Here is a 16,400-nt window from a genome sequence, read left to right on the forward strand (position 1 = left end):
TGACCGCCGATTGGCGCAGAGCAACTATCAACGACCGGGAGGCCTTTGCGGAATCCGCCGGGACGTCTCTTTTGCATCACGGGAAAGGGCGCGCCCTCGATGCGAGGACGCGCCCTGGGCAGTGGAGCCGCGTCGGGCGGCGTCCACCGGGTGGTCAGTCGGCCCCGGAGCCGGCCTCCCCGGCCTCGCGCTCCGCCGCACTCTGCTCAACCTCGCGCTCCGCCGCGCTCTGCCCAACCTCGCGCTCCGCCGCGAAGTGACACGCCGAGTCGTGCCGGGCCGCCCCGCCCAGCCAGAAGGGCGCGGCGAGCAGCGGGACCTCGGCGGCGCAGCGGTCCTGCGCCTTCCAGCAGCGGGTGCGGAAGCGGCAGCCGGACGGCGGGTTGGCCGGCGAGGGCACGTCCCCGGTGAGCACGATCCGGTCCCGCGACTCGCGGGCCGTCGGGTCCGGCACGGGGACGGCCGAGAGCAGCGCCTGGGTGTACGGATGGGTCGCGTGGTCGTAGATCTCCGCGTCGGTGCCGATCTCGACCATCTTGCCGAGGTACATCACGCCGACCCGGTCCGAGATGTGCCGGACGATGGAGAGGTCGTGCGCGATGAACATGTACGAGAGCTCGAACTCGCTCTGCAGCTGCTCCAGCAGGTTGATCACCTGCGCCTGCACCGACACGTCCAGCGCCGAGACCGGCTCGTCGCAGATGATGACCTCCGGCTTGAGCGCCAACCCCCGCGCGATGCCGATGCGCTGGCGCTGCCCGCCGGAGAACTGGTGCGGATAGCGGTTGATGTACTCGGGGTTGAGCCCGACCACGTCCAGCAGGTCCTGGACGGCCTTGCGGCGATCGCCCCTGGGTGCCACCTCGGGGTGGATCTCGTACGGCTCCCCGATGATGTCGCCGACCGTCATGCGCGGGTTCAGCGAGGTGTACGGGTCCTGGAACACCATCTGGATGTTGCGGCGGACGGCCTTCAGCGCCGCCCCGGAGAGCCGGGAGATCTCCTGGCCCTTGTACCGGACGGAGCCCGCGGTGGCCGGCTCCAGGTTCATCAGCACCTTGGCCAGCGTGGACTTGCCACAGCCCGACTCGCCGACGATGCCCAGCGTCTCGCCCTGCATCAGGTCGAAGGTGACCCCGTCGACCGCCTTCACGGCGCCGACCTGCTTCTTCAGCAGGATGCCCTTGGTCAGCGGGAAGTGCTTGACCAGGTCCCGGACTTCGAGGATCGGCTCGCCGCGCGGCACCTCCTGGGCGAAGGCGACCTCCTCCGGCACGGTCGCGCCCAGTGCGCTGGACCCGTTAGCGGTCATGGAGGGTCTCCTTCCAGAAGAAGCAGGCGCTGCCCCGCCCGGCCAGCGGGGCACCGTCGTCCTCGGTGACCGGGTACAGCTCCGGCACCTCGGCCCGGCAACGGTCCTGGGCCCGCGGGCAGCGCGGGTTGAAGGCGCACCCCTTGGGGATCCGCAGCAGGTTGGGCGGCAGGCCCTTGATGGCGTAGAGCTCCTGGCCCTTCTGGTCCAGCCGCGGGATGGAGTCGAGCAGGCCGCGGGTGTACGGGTGGGCGGGGCGCGCGTAGAGCTCGTGCACCGGGGCGGTCTCGACGATCCGGCCCGCGTACATCACGGCGATCTTGTCCGCGACGTCGGCGACCACGCCGAGGTCGTGGGTGATCAGGATCAGGCCCATGTTGTACTCGGCCTGGAGCTCCGCGAGCAGGTCCATCACCTGGGCCTGGACGGTGACGTCCAGGGCGGTGGTGGGCTCGTCCGCGATGATCAGGTCCGGTTCCAGGGCCAGCGCCATCGCGATCATGATGCGCTGACGCATGCCGCCGGAGAACTGGTGCGGGTAGTCGTTCACCCGCTGCTTGGCCGCGGGGATGCGCACCCGGTCCATCAGCTCGACGGCCTTGTCCCTGGCCTCCTTGCGGGACGCCCCCTGGTGGGCGCGGAACATCTCGCCGAGTTGGAAGCCCACGCTGAGCACGGGGTTGAGCGAGGACAGCGCGTCCTGGAAGATCATCGCGATCTTCTGGCCGCGGATCTTCCGCCGCTCCTCCTTGCCCATCTTCAGCATGTCCCGGCCTCGGAAGCGGATCTCGCCGCGCGGGATCCGGGCCGGCGGCATGTCCAGGATGCCCATGATCGCCTGCGCGGTCACCGACTTGCCGGAGCCGGACTCGCCCAGCACCGCGAGCGTCTCCCCCGCCCGGACGCTGTAGTCGACCCCGTTGACCGCCTTGGCGACGCCGTCCCGGGTGACGAACTCGACGTGCAGGTCGCGGACGTCGAGCAGCGGCCCCTCGTACGGTGCGTCCCGCTTGGACCTGGTGGAGTCCACAGCTGTGGTCACGATGCGTTCCCCCTCGCTCAGCGAAGCTTCGGGTCGAGGGCGTCGCGGACCGCGTCGCCCAGCATGATGAAGGCCAGCACGGTGACGGAGAGCGCCGCGGCCGGGAAGAACAGCGCGAACGGCGCCGTGCGGATCACCTTCTGGGCGGAGGAGATGTCGATGCCCCAGGAGATGGTCGGGTCCTGCAGACCGATGCCGAGGAAGCTCAGCGTCGCCTCGGTGGCGATGTAGCCGCCGAGCGCGATGGTGGCGACCACGATCACCGGGGCGATCGCGTTCGGCAGGATGTGCCGGAACATCAGCCGCCCCGTCCCGGCGCCGAGCGCCCGGCCGGCCACCACGTAGTCGGCCTGTTTGACGGTCAGCACCGCTCCGCGCATGACGCGGGCGATCTGGGTCCAGCCGAGGACGCCCAGGGCGATGACCACGCTCCACACCGTGCGGGTGGTGAAGGCGTTCAGCAGCACCAGGGCGCCGAGCAGCAGCGGGATGCCGAAGAAGATGTCGATGATCCGGGAGATCACCGCGTCGATGCCGCCGCCGAAGTAGCCGGCGACCATGCCGGTCAGCCCGCCGAGCACGGTGACCGCCAGGGTGACGCAGATGCCGACGGTGATCGAGGCGCGGGCGCCGTACACCACCCGGGCGTAGATCGACCGGCCCTGCCCGTCGTAGCCGAACCAGCCGGCGCCGAAGAAGTCGGTCCAGTCCGGCCGCCTGAGGTAGTTGTGCACCAGGTCGGCCTTGCGCGGGTCGGCGTCGGTGAACGCCCACGGGAAGATCGCCATCACGACCAGCAGCAGGATCAGCACGGCCGAGATCAGGAAGATCGGCCGCCTGCGCAGGTCCCGCCAGGCGTCGCCCCACAGGCTGCGGGCCTCCTCCCGCTTGACCGGGTCGGCCTCGACCAGGGTGCCCTGCTCGACCGCCATGCCCTGCTCCCCCGCGTAGTCGAGGTGCGAGACGCCGGGCTTGGGGTGCGGCTCGTACGAGTTCTCGTCGTGGACGTCAGGCATAGCGGATCCTCGGGTCCAGGACCGCGTAGAGCAGGTCGACGAGCAGGCTGGCGACCAGGTAGACGATCACCAGGACGGTCACGATGCCGACCACGGTCGGGCCTTCCTTCTGGTTGATGGCCCGGTACAGGACGTTGCCGACGCCCTGCACGTTGAAGATGCCCTCGGTGACGATCGCCCCGCCCATCAGCGCGCCGAGGTCGGTGCCGAGGAAGGTGACCACCGGGATCAGCGAGTTGCGCAGCAGGTGCCGGGAGACGATGGTCCGCCGGGGCAGGCCCTTGGCGACCGCCGTGCGGATGTAGTCGGCCCGCAGGTTCTCGCCGATGGACGTCCGGGTGAGCCGGGCGACGTACGCGAGCGAGAGCGAGCCCAGCACGATCGCGGGCAGGATCAGCTGGGAGAGGTCCCGGGAGTCCTGCACCGTCGGGGTGACCCAGCCGAGGTTGGTGGCGAAGATCGTCTGCGCGATGTAGGCCAGCACGAAGACCGGGATCGAGATCACCACCAGGGTCAGGACGAGCACCAGGGTGTCCTGGATGCTGCCGCGCCTGAGGCCGGAGACCAGGCCCAGGGCCAGGCCGAGGACCAGCTCGAAGACGAAGGCCAGCAGCGCGAGCCGGATGGTGACCGGGAAGGCGTTCGCCATGATGTCGGAGACGGGACGGCCGGTGAAGCTGGTCCCGAAGTCCCCCTGGAAGAGGTTCCCCATGTAGTGCAGGTACTGCTTCCAGACCGGCTGGTCCAGGTAGTACTGATGCTTGATGCTGGCCACCACGGCCGGGTCGGCGGCCTTCTCGCCGAACAGCGCCGTCACCGGGTCACCCGGCAGCGTGTAGACCATCAGGAAGATCAGCAGCGTGGTGCCGAAGAACACCGGGATCATCTGCAGCACCCGCCGCAGCACGTAACTGCCCATCCGAGCCTCCTTCCTAGGTACCCGACCGGCCGCGGCCGGTCGGCCGAGAGGCCGGGCCCCGCCCTCCGTGCGGGAAGGGCGGGGCCGGCGCGAGGGGCCGACGCCCCCAGGAGATCAGCCCTTGACCTCGACCTGGGTCCAGGCCGGGTTGCCGAAGGAGTCGAACGCCACGTTCTGCACCTTGGACGAGTAGCCCGAGTTGGTGCGGTAGTACCAGAGCGGGATCGCCGGCATCCCGCTCGGCAGCACCGCCTCGGCCTGCTGGTAGCCGGCCACCGTGTCCGCGACGCTGGAGGCCTCGTCGGCCTTGGTGGCCGCCTGGTCGAACTGCGGGCTGCTGTAACCGAAGTCGTTGGAGGCCGCGCCGGTGCGGTACACGTCGGACAGGAAGTTGGCGTTCAGCGGGTAGTCCTGCACCCAGCCGGTGCGGAAGGCTCCGTTGACCTGGTGCCCGGTGATCGCGGCGCGCGCCGTCTTGAAGTCGGGCTTCGGGTCGCCGAGGCAGTCGACGCCGGTGTTCTGCCGGATCGAGTTGCAGACCGCGTCGACCCACTCCTTGTGGCCGCCGTCCGCGTTGTAGGTGATGGTCAGCTTGTTGCCGGGGACGCCGCCGCCCTCAGTGATCAGCTGCTTGGCCTTGGCGGGGTCGAACGTGCAGAAGTCCCCGCAGGCGCCGCTCTTGTAGCCCTCGACGCCCTCGGCCACCCAGGCGGTGGCCGGCTTGCGGGAGCCCTGCAGCACCGTCTTGGTGATGGTGTCGCGGTCGATCGCCATCGACAGGCCCTGGCGCACCTTGGCCTTGTCGGGCGAGGCCCAGTCGGCCTGGTAGAGGGTGAAGCCGATGTTCTGGATGGCACCCTGCGGGGCGTCGATCGCCCGGTCGCCGAGGTCGCTCTTGTACGTCGCCAGCGCGGACGGCGGCACCTGGTCCATCACGTCCAGGTTGCTGGACTGCAGGTCGGCGTAGGCGGCCTCGGACGTGGTGTACATCTTGAAGACGATGCCGCCGTTCTTCGGCTTGTCCACGCCCTGGTAGTCCGCGAAGGCCTTGGTGACCACCTGGGTGTTGTGCGTCCAGCTGACGAACTGGTACGGGCCGTTGCCCACCGGCTTCTGCCCGTACCCGGCCGGGTCGTTGAAGAAGGCGTCCGGCAGCGGCGAGAAGGCGATGTAGCCGAGCTTGTACTCGAAGTACGAGACCCTGTTGGCCAGCTTGACGGTGAAGTGCAGGTCGTCGACGACGGTCAGCCCGGACATCTTGGTCGCGGTCGGCTGGCCGCTGGCGGGGTGGACGTCCTTGTAGCCCTCGATGTCGGAGAACCAGGAGCTGTTGATCTGGTTGTTGCTGGTGGTCGCGCTCCAGTTCCACGAGTCCACGAAGTTCTTGGCGTGCACCGGCGTGCCGTCGTGGAACTTCCAGCCGTCCTTCAGCGTGACGTTGAAGGTCTGGGAGTCACTGGTGTCGATCTTGTCGGCGACCTGCATCCGGATCTTCGCCGTACTGGGGTCGTAGTCCACCAGCCCCTTGAAGAGGTTCTGGATGATGCGACCACCGCCGACCTCGTTCGCGTTGGCGGGCTGCAGCGGGTTCTGCGGCTCACTGCTCTGGTAGCTGAAGGTCTTGCTGGCGTCCGGCGAACTGCTGCCTCCGCCGCCGCTGCTGCACCCGGTGGCCACCAGGACCACGGATGTCGCAGCGGCGAGGACCCAACGAGCACGGGCGGCTACGGGCATGGAGGTCCCTCCTCATGGTGTGTGTCGCATCACACCCCATGAGAAGCGCGCCCCGGCGACGGCGCGAGTCGGGTGCACCCGGATGGGTGCAGTCACCCGCCTGCCGGGTTGACGGAACGACGGAAGGGCCCGCGGCGGGAAGCCACGGGCCCTTCCGGGGATGCCACGGGGAATCAGGCGGCGGCCGACTCCCGGACCTCGGCGAAGTGGCAGGCCGACTCGTGCGCGGCCGGGCCCTCCAGCACCGAGGGCACCGCGAGCAGCGGGATCTCCTCGGCGCAGCGGTCCTCCGCCTTCCAGCAGCGGGTGCGGAAGCGGCAGCCGGACGGCGGGTTGGCCGGCGAGGGGATGTCGCCGCTCAGGATGATCCGCTCGCGGTTCTCCCGCGCCGTCGGGTCCGGCACCGGCACCGCGGAGAGCAGCGCCTGGGTGTACGGGTGGGTGGCGTTGTCGTAGATCTGCTCGTCGGTGCCGATCTCGACCATCTTGCCGAGGTACATCACGCCGACGCGGTCGGAGATGTGCCGGACGATGGAGAGGTCGTGCGCGATGAACATGTAGGAGAGCTCGAACTCGCTCTGCAGCTGCTCCAGCAGGTTGATCACCTGCGCCTGGACGGACACGTCCAGGGCGGAGACCGGCTCGTCGCAGATGATGATCTCGGGCTTGAGCGCGAGGCCGCGGGCGATGCCGATGCGCTGGCGCTGGCCGCCGGAGAACTGGTGCGGGTACCGGTTGATGTACTCCGGGTTCAGACCCACGACGTCCAGCAGGTCCTGGACGGCCTTGCGGCGGTCGCCCTTGGGCGCCACCTCGGGGTGGATCTCGTACGGCTCCCCGATGATGTCGCCGACCGTCATGCGCGGGTTCAGCGAGGTGTACGGGTCCTGGAACACCATCTGGATGTTGCGGCGGACGGCCTTGAGGGCCTGGCCGCTCAGCTTGGAGATGTCCTCGCCCTTGAACAGCACCTGGCCGGAGGTGGCCCGTTCCAGGTTCATCAGCACCTTGGCCAGCGTGGACTTGCCGCAGCCGGACTCACCGACGATGCCGAGGGTCTCGCCCTTGGCCAGGTCGAAGGAGATGCCGTCGACCGCCTTGACCGCGCCGACCTGCTTCTTGAAGAGGATGCCCTGGCTCAGCGGGTAGTGCTTGACCAGGTCCTTGACCTCCAGGATGGGCTCAGCCATGGAGGGTCTCCTTCCAGAGGTGGCACGCGCTGCGGCGGCCGGTGAGCTCCTTGCCGTCCTTGTCGGTCACGTGGTGCAGCTCCGGGGTCTCCGTGCGGCACAGGTCGGTGGCGACGTCACAGCGGGGGTTGAACGCGCAGCCGGTCGGGACCTTCAGCAGGTTCGGGGGCAGGCCCTTGATCGCGTAGAGCTCCTGGCCCTTCTGGTCCAGGCGCGGGATCGAGCGGAGCAGGCCCTTGGTGTACGGGTGCGCCGGGTTGGCGTAGAGCTCGTGCACCGGGGCGGTCTCGACGATCCGGCCCGCGTACATCACGGCGATCTTGTCCGCGACGTCGGCGACCACGCCGAGGTCGTGGGTGATCAGGATCAGGCCCATGTTGTACTCGGCCTGGAGCTCCGCGAGCAGGTCCATCACCTGGGCCTGGACGGTGACGTCCAGGGCGGTGGTGGGCTCGTCCGCGATGATCAGGTCGGGCTGCAGGGAGAGCGCCATGGCGATCATGATGCGCTGGCGCATGCCGCCGGAGAACTGGTGCGGGTAGTCGCCGACGCGCTGCCTGGCGGCCGGGATGCGCACCCGGTCCATCAGCTCGATGGCCTTCTCCTTGGCCTCCTTCTTGGAGGCGCCCTGGTGCACCCGGAACATCTCGCCGAGCTGGTAGCCCACGCTGAGCACGGGGTTGAGCGAGGACAGCGCGTCCTGGAAGATCATCGCGATCTTCTGGCCGCGGATCTTCCGCCGCTCCTCGTTGCCCATCTTGAGCATGTCCTGACCGCGGTACAGGATCTCGCCCTGGGTCACCTTGCCGGGCGGCATGTCCAGGATGCCCATGATGGTCTGGGCGGTCACGGACTTGCCGGAGCCGGACTCGCCGAGCACGGCGAGCGTCTCGCCGGCCGCGACGGAGTAGTTGACGCCGTTCACGGCCTTCGCCACGCCGTCCCGGGTGTGGAACTCCACGTGGAGGTCCTTGACCTCCAGCAGCGGGGTGCCAACTTCGAGCCGGCCGCTCTTCTGGTCGTTCTCGATCACGGTGGTCATCGGGTCGTCACCTCTTCTCTCAGCGGAGCTTCGGGTCGAGGGCGTCGCGGACCGCGTCGCCGAGCATGATGAAGGCCAGAACCGTGAGGCTCAGCATTCCGGCGGGGAAGAACAGCGCGTACGGCGCGGTGCGGATCACCTTCTGGGCGGTGTTGATGTCGATGCCCCAGGAGATGGTCGGGTCCTGCAGACCGATGCCGAGGAAGCTCAGCGTCGCCTCGGTGGCGATGTAGCCGCCGAGCGCGATGGTCGCGACCACGATCACCGGGGCGAGCGCGTTCGGCAGGATGTGCTTCCACAGGATCCGGCTGGTGCCGGCGCCCAGCGCCTTGGCGGCCGTCACGAAGTCGGCCTGCTTGACCGTGATGACCGAACCGCGCATGACACGGGTCATCTGGGTCCAGCCCAGGGCGACCAGCGCGAAGACCACGCTCCAGATGGTGCGCGAGGTGAAGGCGTTGAGGATGACCAGGGCGCCGAGCAGCAGCGGGATGCCGAAGAAGATGTCGGTGACCCGGGAGATGATCGTGTCGATCCAGCCGCCGAAGTAGCCGGCCAGCATGCCGGTGATGCCACCGAGGATGGTCACACCCGCCGTGACGCAGATGCCGACGACGACCGAGGCGCGGGCCCCGTAGATCACCCGGGCGTAGATGCTGCGGCCCTGGAGGTCGTAGCCGAACCAGTCCGCCTGGAAGAAGTGGCTGTAGTTCGGCTTGGTCAGGTAGTGCAGACGCAGGTCGCCGGCGCGCGGGTCCGCCGAGGTGAACAGCCCGGGGGCGATCGCGATGACGATCAGCAGCAGGATCAGCAGCGCGGAGATCACGAAGATCGGCTTGCGGCGCAGGTCGTGCCAGGCGTCCGAGCCGAGGCTGCGGGCCTTCTCGGGCTTGGCCGCCGCGGTGTCGGCGCCGCGCTGGGCCGGGATCTCCTCGGCCGTCTTCTTCTCGGTCAGGTCAGGCATAACGGATCCTCGGGTCCAGGACCGCGTAAAGCAGGTCGACGATCAGGCCGGCGGCCAGGTACACGAGCACCAGGAAGGCCACGAAGCCGGAGACCGTCGAGCCCTCCTTCAGGTTGATCGCGTGGAAGAGCGCGTTGCCGACACCCTTGACGTTGAAGATGCCCTCGGTGACGATCGCGCCGCCCATCAGGGCTCCGAGGTCGGTGCCGAGGAAGGTGACCACCGGGATCATCGAGTTGCGGAGCAGGTGGGTGCCGATCACCTTGCGCCGGGGCAGGCCCTTGGCCACCGCGGTGCGGACGTAGTCGGCCTTGATGTTCTCGGCTATGGAGGTACGGGTGAGACGCGCCACGTACGCCAGCGACAGCGAGCCGAGCACGATGGCCGGCAGCATGAGCTGGGTGATGTCGTTCGAGTCCTGAACGGTCGGCGTGACCCACTTCAGGTTGTCCGCGAAGATCGTCTGGAAGATGAAGCCGAGCACCGGGACCGGGATCGAGATCAGCAGCAGGGTCATGACCAGGGTGCCCTTGTCGAACGCCTTGCCGCGGCGCAGGCCGGCGAAGAGGCCGATGGACACGCCGAGCACGATCTCGATGGTGAAGGCCAGCAGTGCCAGCCGCACCGTCACCGGCAGCGCCTCGGTGATCACGTCGACCACCGGCCGTCCGGCCAGGGTGGTTCCGAAGTCGCCGGTGAGCAGGTTCCCCATGTAGTCGAGGTACTGCTGGACCAGCGGCTTGTCGAAGCCCATCTGGTGCCTCAGAGCGGCGAGCTGGACCGGGTCCGGCGCCTTGTCGCCCCACATCGCGGCCACCGGGTCACCCGGCAGCGCGTGCACCATGTAAAAGATGAGCGCGGTCGTTCCGAGGAAGACCGGGATCATCTGGAGCAGTCGCCTCGCGACAAAGCGCCCCATCGTGCCTCCATGTATGACTCTGCCGGGCCCGTCATCCCGGCCAGAGATAAGTCGGCGTGCCAACGGCCGGTGCCAGTCCTCGCCCTTGTGGGGATGGGACGGGCACCGGCCGTTGTCACCGGGTCAGGCGGTGCCGACCGATTACTTCTTCTTGACCTCGACGTCGGTGTAGACCGGGTTGCCGAAGGAGTCGAACTTCACGTTCTGGACGTTGTTGGACCAGCCGGAGCTGGTCTTGTAGTACCAGAGCGGGATGGCCGGCATGTCCTTGGCCAGGACGGCCTCGGCCTGCTGGTAGAGCTCGGTGGTCTTCTCGACCGAGGTGGCCGCGTCGGCCTCCTTCGAGAGCTTGTCGAACTCCGGGCTGGAGTAGCCGGCGTCGTTCGCCGCCGCACCGGTGCCGTAGACGTCGCGCAGGAAGTTGGCGTTCAGCGGGTAGTCCTGCACCCAGCCGGTACGCATCATGCTCGGGACCTGACGCTTGGTCACGAGGTCGCGCGAGGTCTTGAAGTCCGGCTTCGGGTCACCGAGGCACTCGACGCCGGTGGCCTGGCGGATCGAGTTGCAGACCGCGTCGACCCACTCCTTGTGACCACCGTCGGAGTTGTAGAGGATGGTGATCTTGTTGCCGGGCACGCCGTTGCCCTCGGCGATCAGCTGCTTGGCCTTGGCCGGGTCGTACTTGCAGGCGTCGCCGCAGCTGCCGGCCTTGAAGCCCATGACGCCGGGCGCCACGAACGCGTCGGCAGGCTGACGCGTGCCGTTCAGCACGGTCTTGGTGATGGTGTCGCGGTCGATGGCCATCGACAGGCCCTGGCGGACCTTGGCCTTCTCCGGCGCGCTCCAGTCGGCGTTGTACAGCGCGAAGGAGATGTTCTGGATGGCGCCCTGCGGCTGGTCGACCGCGCGCTTGCCCAGGTCGTCCTTGTACTTGGGCAGGTCGGTCGAGTCGACCTGGTCCAGGACGTCGAGGGTGTCCGACATCAGGTCCTTGTACGCGGCCTCACCGGAGGTGTAGTTCCGGAAGACGACGCCGCCGTTCTTGGCCTTGTTCGTGCCCGCGTACTTGTCGAAGGCGGCCAGGGTGATGGCCTTGTTGTGCTCCCACGACACGAACTTGTAGGGGCCGTTGCCGATCGGCTTCTGGCCGTAGCCCGCCGGGTCGGCGAAGAAGCCCTCCGGCAGCGGGTAGAAGGCCGAGTAACCGAGCTTGTACGTGAAGTACGAGACCGGGTTGCTCAGCTCGATGGTGAAGTGCGTGTCGTCGATGACCTTCAGGCCGGACATGCTGTCGGCGGTCGGGTCACCCTTCTCCGGGTGCACGGCGTCGTAGCCGACGATGTCGGAGAACCAGTCCGAGTTGATCTGGTTGTTCTTGGTGTTGGCCGACCAGTTCCAGGACTTCACGAAGGACTGGGCGGTCACCGGGGTGCCGTCGTGGAAAGTCCAGCCGGACTTCAGGGTGACGGTGTAGTTCTTGGCGTCAGTGGTCTCGATCTTGTCGGCCACCTGGTTGCGCAGGGCGCCGGTGGCGGGGTCGTAGTCGACGAGGCCCTGGAAGAGCTGCTTGACGATGCGGCCGCCCTGGTTCTCCATGGCGTTGGCCGGCTGCAGCGGGCGCTGCGGCTCGCCGCTCTGGTAGCTGAAGACGCCCTGGGCGTTGACCGCAGCGCCATCGGAGCTGCTCCCACCGGTGGAACCGCCACTGCTACAAGCAGTCGCGGCAAGGGCGACAGCAACAGCTGCGACAACCCACTTGGCCTGGCTCCCACCACGCATCGGTGTGCCTCCTGAATTCGACGTTGCAACGAGGAGGGCATCGCGGACGGTTGTCACCGGACCCGCTATGCCGTCCGCGCTCGTGGTTTCGGCGCGCACCCCTGCGCGTTCACCCTTGACCCGAGCCTGACTGCACCCACTATCCGTCACGCACGGACACGAAAGTGACCAGTGACGATCTCAATTAGGTCACATGAACAGTCGGTAAGTTTCGAAAACCGGACATATGAGACATAGCCAGACAGGCACCAAACGGACAGTCGTCATGAATGACGAACTGTCACGTTCGCTCAGCGGACACCTGGGCGTGATGAGCGCTATTCCGTTAATACCCGCGTCGACAACTTGGAGTAGTTGAAAAAGTTCGCCCCCCTCTCCATGGGAAAGGGGGGCGAAGCATTCCGGCCAATGGCCGGTCAAGCCGTCCGGATCACGCCTTCTTGGCGCGCGAGGCGGTGCGGCCGCGCTCCTTCTGGTCCAGGACGACCTTACGGATGCGAACCGTCTCCGGAGTCACCTCGATGCACTCGTCCTCGCGGCAGAACTCCAGCGACTGCTCCAGCGAGAGCTTGCGCGGCGGCACCAGGTTCTCAGTGGTGTCGGAGGAGGCCGCACGCATGTTGGTGAGCTTCTTCTCCTTGGTGATGTTGATGTCCATGTCGTCCTGGCGCGAGTTCTCGCCGACGATCATGCCCTCGTACACCTCGGTGGTGGGCTCGACGAAGAGCGTGCCGCGCTCCTGGATGCCCATCATCGCGAACGGCGTCACGACGCCCGCGCGGTCGGCCACCAGCGAGCCGTTGTTGCGCATCCGGAGCTCGCCGAACCACGGCTCGTGACCCTCGAAGATGGAGTGCGCGATGCCGGTGCCGCGGGTGTCGGTCAGGAACTGCGTCCGGAAGCCGATCAGGCCGCGCGACGGGACGATGAACTCCATGCGGACCCAGCCGGAGCCGTGGTTCGTCATGGTCTCCATGCGGCCCTTGCGGGTCGCCATCAGCTGGGTGACCGCGCCGAGGTACTCCTCGGGGCTGTCGATGGTCATCCGCTCGACCGGCTCGTGGGTCTTGCCGTTGATGACCTTGGTGACGACCTGAGGCTTGCCGACGGTCAGCTCGAAGAGCTCCCGGCGCATGGTCTCGACCAGGATGGCCAGCGCCAGCTCGCCACGGCCCTGGACCTCCCAGGCGTCCGGACGCTCGGTCGGCAGCACGCGGAGCGAGACGTTACCGATCAGCTCCTTGTCCAGGCGGTCCTTCACCATGCGGGCGGTGACCTTGTGGCCCTTGCCGCCCTTGCCGACCAGCGGCGAGGTGTTGGTACCGATGACCATGGAGATGGCCGGCTCGTCGACCGTGATCAGCGGCAGCGCGATCGGGTTCTCGAGGTCCGCCAGGGTCTCGCCGATCATGATCTCGGGGATACCGGCGACGGCGCAGATGTCACCGGGGCCCGCCACCTCGGCCGGCTTGCGGGTGAGCGCCTCGGTCATCAGCAGCTCGGTGATCTTGACCTGCTGGACCGAGCCGTCACGCTTCATCCACGCGACCTGCTGGCCCTTGCGCAGCTCGCCCTGCTCGACTCGGCAGAGCGCGATACGGCCGAGGAAGTTGTCGGCGTCCAGGTTGGTGACGTGCGCCTGGAGCGGGGCGTCCTCGTCGTAGGTCGGAGCCGGGACGTGCTCCAGGATGGTGGAGAAGAACGGCTCCAGCGAGTCGCTGTCGGCCGGGACGGTGCCGTTCTCCGGCTTGGTCAGCGAGGCGACGCCGTCACGGGCACAGGCGTAGACGATCGGGAACTCGATCTGGTCCTCGTCCGCGTCCAGGTCCAGGAACAGGTCGTAGGTCTCGTTGATGACCTCGTCGATCCGGGAGTCCGGGCGGTCCGTCTTGTTGATGCAGAGGATGACGGGCAGGCGGGCGGTGAGCGCCTTGCGGAGCACGAAGCGGGTCTGCGGCAGCGGGCCCTCGGAGGCGTCGACCAGCAGGACGACCGCGTCCACCATCGACAGACCGCGCTCGACCTCGCCACCGAAGTCGGCGTGGCCCGGGGTGTCGATGATGTTGATGGTGATGGGCGCGCCACCATCCTTGGGGTGGTACTTGACCGCGGTGTTCTTCGCGAGAATGGTGATGCCCTTCTCGCGCTCCAGGTCGTTGGAGTCCATCATCCGGTCGTCCAGGTGCTGGTGGGCGGCGAAGGCACCGGCCTGCTTCAGCATGGCGTCGACCAGGGTGGTCTTGCCGTGGTCGACGTGGGCGACGATAGCGACGTTACGGATGTCGTTGCGCGTGGGCATGCCTTGCGGATTCTCCCGGAATCGTGGGTTACGGCGCCCGGCCGCGAGACGCCGACCTGCGATCCCACTGGATCGCCGCCGCCCGTTCCGCCTGCTACTACCGGTCCACCCGCCGGGCAACGGACATGCCTCGGCTTCCTCCTATCGTACGGGGAAGCGCCCAGGTGAGCAGAAACGAGCAGGTCGGGCGGGATCAAGATCACAGATCGGTCACCCGCTCGTCACCCGCCGTTCCCCCTGCGCCGGGATTCGGCGGGTGATTCGAGGACGGCCCTAGGCGTTCCACCCCACGTCCTGGAAGCGCGGCCAGCCGTACCCCCAGACCCCCGCACCGGCGACGCCCGCCCGGACGCCGACCAGCTCGGGCCGCTGGTAGAGCGGCACCGAGTGCCCGAGCTGCCAGATCCGGACGTCCGCCTCCTGGAGCAGGCCGAGCCGGGCGCCCGGGTCGAGTTCGGCGCCGGCGCGGTCGAACAGCCGGTCGATCTCCTCGGTGCCGCTGCGGGCGTAGTTGGTGCCGTGGTCGAGGACGCCGTCGGCGTCGGGCCGGGGCTTGGCGTAGACGGGCCGCTGTTCGCCCGCCGGGCTGGTGCCGGCGGGCCAGGAGAACAGGGCCAGGTCGTACTCCCCGGCGGCCAGGTGGTCCTGGACGAAGGTCTCGGTGGGCGCGGTCGCCGTCTTCACCGCGACGCCGGACTCGGCGAGGTTGGCGGTGAGCGCGTCGGCGGTGCGCTTGGCGGTCGCGGAGTCGGCCGGGACGAGCAGGGTGAGGCTGAGCTCCTTGCCGTCCTTGGTCCGGGGGCCGCCGCCGGCGGGCCGCTTCCAGCCCGCCTCGTCGAGCAGCCGGTCGGCGTCGGCCGGGCCGGCGGCCACGCTGTTGTCGCGATAGCCGTCCTGGTCGCCGGCGAGCAGGTGGCTGCCGATCGGGGCGCCGGGCAGGCCGAGCGGGGTGAGCGCGGCGTCGGCGATCCGCCGCCGGTCGACGGCGCGGGAGAGGGCGAGCCGCAGGGCCGGGTCGGTGAGCGGGGCGCGGGCGGCGTTGAGGGTGAGCTGGGTGAGCGAGGCCCCGACGGCCCGGTGCACGGTGACGCCGTGCAACGACTCGGCCCGCTGCAGGGCCGCCGTCGCGGCCTCGGGCGCGGCGGCCGGCGGCGCCGCGGCGGCGGTCGGTGTGCCGGAGGCGGCCGGCGAGCTGGTGGGGGGCGCGGGCACCGCCCGGTCCACCGCCGTGGTGAGCGGGACGATGTCCAGCCGATCCTCGTCGAGCGCGTCCAGCCGCTGCTCGGGCGGCGTGGCGAGGAAGTCGATCCGGTCGGTCTTCGGCGGGTCGCCCCACCACAGCGGGTTGCGGGAGAGGCTGACCCGCCCGGCCGCGGCGTCGTACCCGGAGACGGTGTACGGCCCGGCGCTCAGGTGGCCTCCGCCGGTGAGCGCCTGGTTGAAGGCGTCCGGGGTGGCCGTCTCGGCCGCCGGGTAGAGCGGGCCGAACAGCGAGCGCCATTCGGCGTACGGGCGTCGGAAGGTCACCCGGACCTCGTGCGGGTCGGCGCCCTGGGCGATCGAGTCGATGGCGTCGTACCCGGCCGGGCGGCCGCCCTGGTAGGCCGGGTCGAGGCCGGAGAGGGCGGCCCGCTGGGCGGTGAGGTCGGCGGCCGAGAGCGGGGTGCCGTCGCTCCAGACCGCGTGCGGGTTGAGCCGGTAGGTGACGACCTGGGGCTGCTGCCCGGGCGGGGTGGACTCGGCGCCGGCCAGGTAGTCCGGGTCGGGGACGAGCCGGCCGTGGTCGTCCGGCCGGAACAGCGAGGGGTAGAGCGCGTGTGCGAGCAGCGCCGAGTCGGCGGTCGCGGCGCCCTGGTAGACGTTGAACGTGGTCGGGAGGCCGTCCACGGCCCAGCGCAGCGTGCCGCCGCTCCGCACGGCGGCACGGTCGGCGGGCCGGACGTCCCCGGTGCCGGCGGTGGGGTCGGCCGGGGCCGGGGCGGGCCCGGGGGGACGGACCGGGGCCGGGTCGTCGGAACAGCCGCCGAGGCCGGCGGCGAGCAGCAGCGCGGCGGCTGCGGTGGTGAGCTGGCGGACGCGCATGGCGGCCATGCAACGCCGACCGGGGCGCCGGGCCCGGCCCGACACGGCGGACCGCCGGGCGACTGCACCCGGACGGCCGATCCCGCGGGCTCGGGACGGGCC

General features: G+C 69.0%; 12 protein-coding genes. All 12 read right to left on the minus strand.

What is annotated here, in order from left to right; genetic code table 11:
• Positions 1–154: 154 nt before the first annotated feature.
• Positions 155–1,312, minus strand: a complete 1,158-nt coding sequence (locus tag ACIOJE_RS06690) for an ABC transporter ATP-binding protein (RefSeq protein WP_400773796.1) — start codon at positions 1,310–1,312, stop codon at positions 155–157.
• Positions 1,302–2,354 (minus strand): ABC transporter ATP-binding protein, encoded by a 1,053-nt coding sequence (locus ACIOJE_RS06695; RefSeq protein WP_400773799.1) that lies wholly within the window; start codon positions 2,352–2,354, stop codon positions 1,302–1,304. Before ACIOJE_RS06695 ends, ACIOJE_RS06690 begins: the two co-directional genes overlap by 11 nt.
• 17 nt (positions 2,355–2,371) lie before the next feature.
• Entirely contained in the window at positions 2,372–3,286 is a 915-nt protein-coding gene (locus ACIOJE_RS06700) for an ABC transporter permease (RefSeq protein ID WP_280676634.1), read from the minus strand.
• Positions 3,287–3,362: 76 nt separating this feature from the next.
• Positions 3,363–4,289, minus strand: coding sequence for an ABC transporter permease (locus ACIOJE_RS06705; RefSeq protein WP_280676417.1), 927 nt, complete (start codon positions 4,287–4,289; stop codon positions 3,363–3,365).
• A 114-nt stretch (positions 4,290–4,403) separates the two neighbouring features.
• The gene (locus ACIOJE_RS06710) at positions 4,404–6,023 is read right to left on the minus strand and encodes an ABC transporter substrate-binding protein (RefSeq protein ID WP_280676418.1); all 1,620 of its coding nucleotides are present in this window, start codon (positions 6,021–6,023) and stop codon (positions 4,404–4,406) included.
• A gap of 173 nt (positions 6,024–6,196) precedes the next feature.
• Positions 6,197–7,213, minus strand: a complete 1,017-nt coding sequence (locus tag ACIOJE_RS06715) for a dipeptide ABC transporter ATP-binding protein (RefSeq protein WP_280676419.1) — start codon at positions 7,211–7,213, stop codon at positions 6,197–6,199.
• On the minus strand, positions 7,206–8,255 hold the full coding sequence (locus ACIOJE_RS06720; RefSeq protein WP_400773804.1) for an ABC transporter ATP-binding protein: 1,050 nt from the start codon (positions 8,253–8,255) through the stop codon (positions 7,206–7,208). Before ACIOJE_RS06720 ends, ACIOJE_RS06715 begins: the two co-directional genes overlap by 8 nt.
• 19 nt (positions 8,256–8,274) lie before the next feature.
• Positions 8,275–9,219 carry an ABC transporter permease gene (locus ACIOJE_RS06725; RefSeq protein ID WP_280676421.1) on the minus strand — a complete coding sequence of 315 codons (945 nt, stop codon included), beginning with the start codon at positions 9,217–9,219 and terminating at the stop codon, positions 8,275–8,277.
• The gene (locus ACIOJE_RS06730) at positions 9,212–10,138 is read right to left on the minus strand and encodes an ABC transporter permease (protein WP_400668580.1); all 927 of its coding nucleotides are present in this window, start codon (positions 10,136–10,138) and stop codon (positions 9,212–9,214) included. The genes ACIOJE_RS06725 and ACIOJE_RS06730 overlap by 8 nt, the downstream gene beginning before the upstream one ends.
• 141 nt (positions 10,139–10,279) lie before the next feature.
• Complete coding sequence (locus ACIOJE_RS06735; RefSeq protein ID WP_280676423.1) at positions 10,280–11,917, minus strand: ABC transporter substrate-binding protein; 1,638 nt, start codon at positions 11,915–11,917, stop codon at positions 10,280–10,282.
• Between the two features lie 430 nt (positions 11,918–12,347).
• Positions 12,348–14,216: a translational GTPase TypA gene (gene typA / locus ACIOJE_RS06740; RefSeq protein ID WP_280676424.1), complete on the minus strand. Its 1,869-nt coding sequence runs from the start codon at positions 14,214–14,216 to the stop codon at positions 12,348–12,350.
• A gap of 273 nt (positions 14,217–14,489) precedes the next feature.
• A complete protein-coding gene (locus tag ACIOJE_RS06745) occupies positions 14,490–16,298 on the minus strand; it encodes an ABC transporter family substrate-binding protein (RefSeq protein WP_400773808.1) in 1,809 nt (602 codons plus the stop codon).
• Positions 16,299–16,400: the final 102 nt, after the last annotated feature.

It is taken from the genome of Kitasatospora sp. NPDC087861, assembly GCF_044742585.1.
In the GTDB taxonomy this organism is placed as follows: domain Bacteria; phylum Actinomycetota; class Actinomycetes; order Streptomycetales; family Streptomycetaceae; genus Kitasatospora.

Bases quoted from the DNA above. Each gene is read 5' to 3' on its own strand.
- ACIOJE_RS06690 (WP_400773796.1), bottom strand. From the start codon at position 1,312: ATGACCGCTAACGGGTCCAGCGCACTGGGCGCGACCGTGCCGGAGGAG.
- ACIOJE_RS06700 (WP_280676634.1), bottom strand. From the start codon at position 3,286: ATGGCGGTCGAGCAGGGCACCCTGGTCGAGGCCGACCCGGTCAAGCGG.
- ACIOJE_RS06705 (WP_280676417.1), bottom strand. From the start codon at position 4,289: ATGGGCAGTTACGTGCTGCGGCGGGTGCTGCAGATGATCCCGGTGTTC.
- ACIOJE_RS06710 (WP_280676418.1), bottom strand. From the start codon at position 6,023: ATGCCCGTAGCCGCCCGTGCTCGTTGGGTCCTCGCCGCTGCGACATCC.
- ACIOJE_RS06715 (WP_280676419.1), bottom strand. From the start codon at position 7,213: ATGGCTGAGCCCATCCTGGAGGTCAAGGACCTGGTCAAGCACTACCCG.
- ACIOJE_RS06720 (WP_400773804.1), bottom strand. From the start codon at position 8,255: ATGACCACCGTGATCGAGAACGACCAGAAGAGCGGCCGGCTCGAAGTT.
- ACIOJE_RS06725 (WP_280676421.1), bottom strand. From the start codon at position 9,219: ATGCCTGACCTGACCGAGAAGAAGACGGCCGAGGAGATCCCGGCCCAG.
- ACIOJE_RS06730 (WP_400668580.1), bottom strand. From the start codon at position 10,138: ATGGGGCGCTTTGTCGCGAGGCGACTGCTCCAGATGATCCCGGTCTTC.
- ACIOJE_RS06735 (WP_280676423.1), bottom strand. From the start codon at position 11,917: ATGCGTGGTGGGAGCCAGGCCAAGTGGGTTGTCGCAGCTGTTGCTGTC.
- typA (WP_280676424.1), bottom strand. From the start codon at position 14,216: ATGCCCACGCGCAACGACATCCGTAACGTCGCTATCGTCGCCCACGTC.
- ACIOJE_RS06745 (WP_400773808.1), bottom strand. From the start codon at position 16,298: ATGCGCGTCCGCCAGCTCACCACCGCAGCCGCCGCGCTGCTGCTCGCC.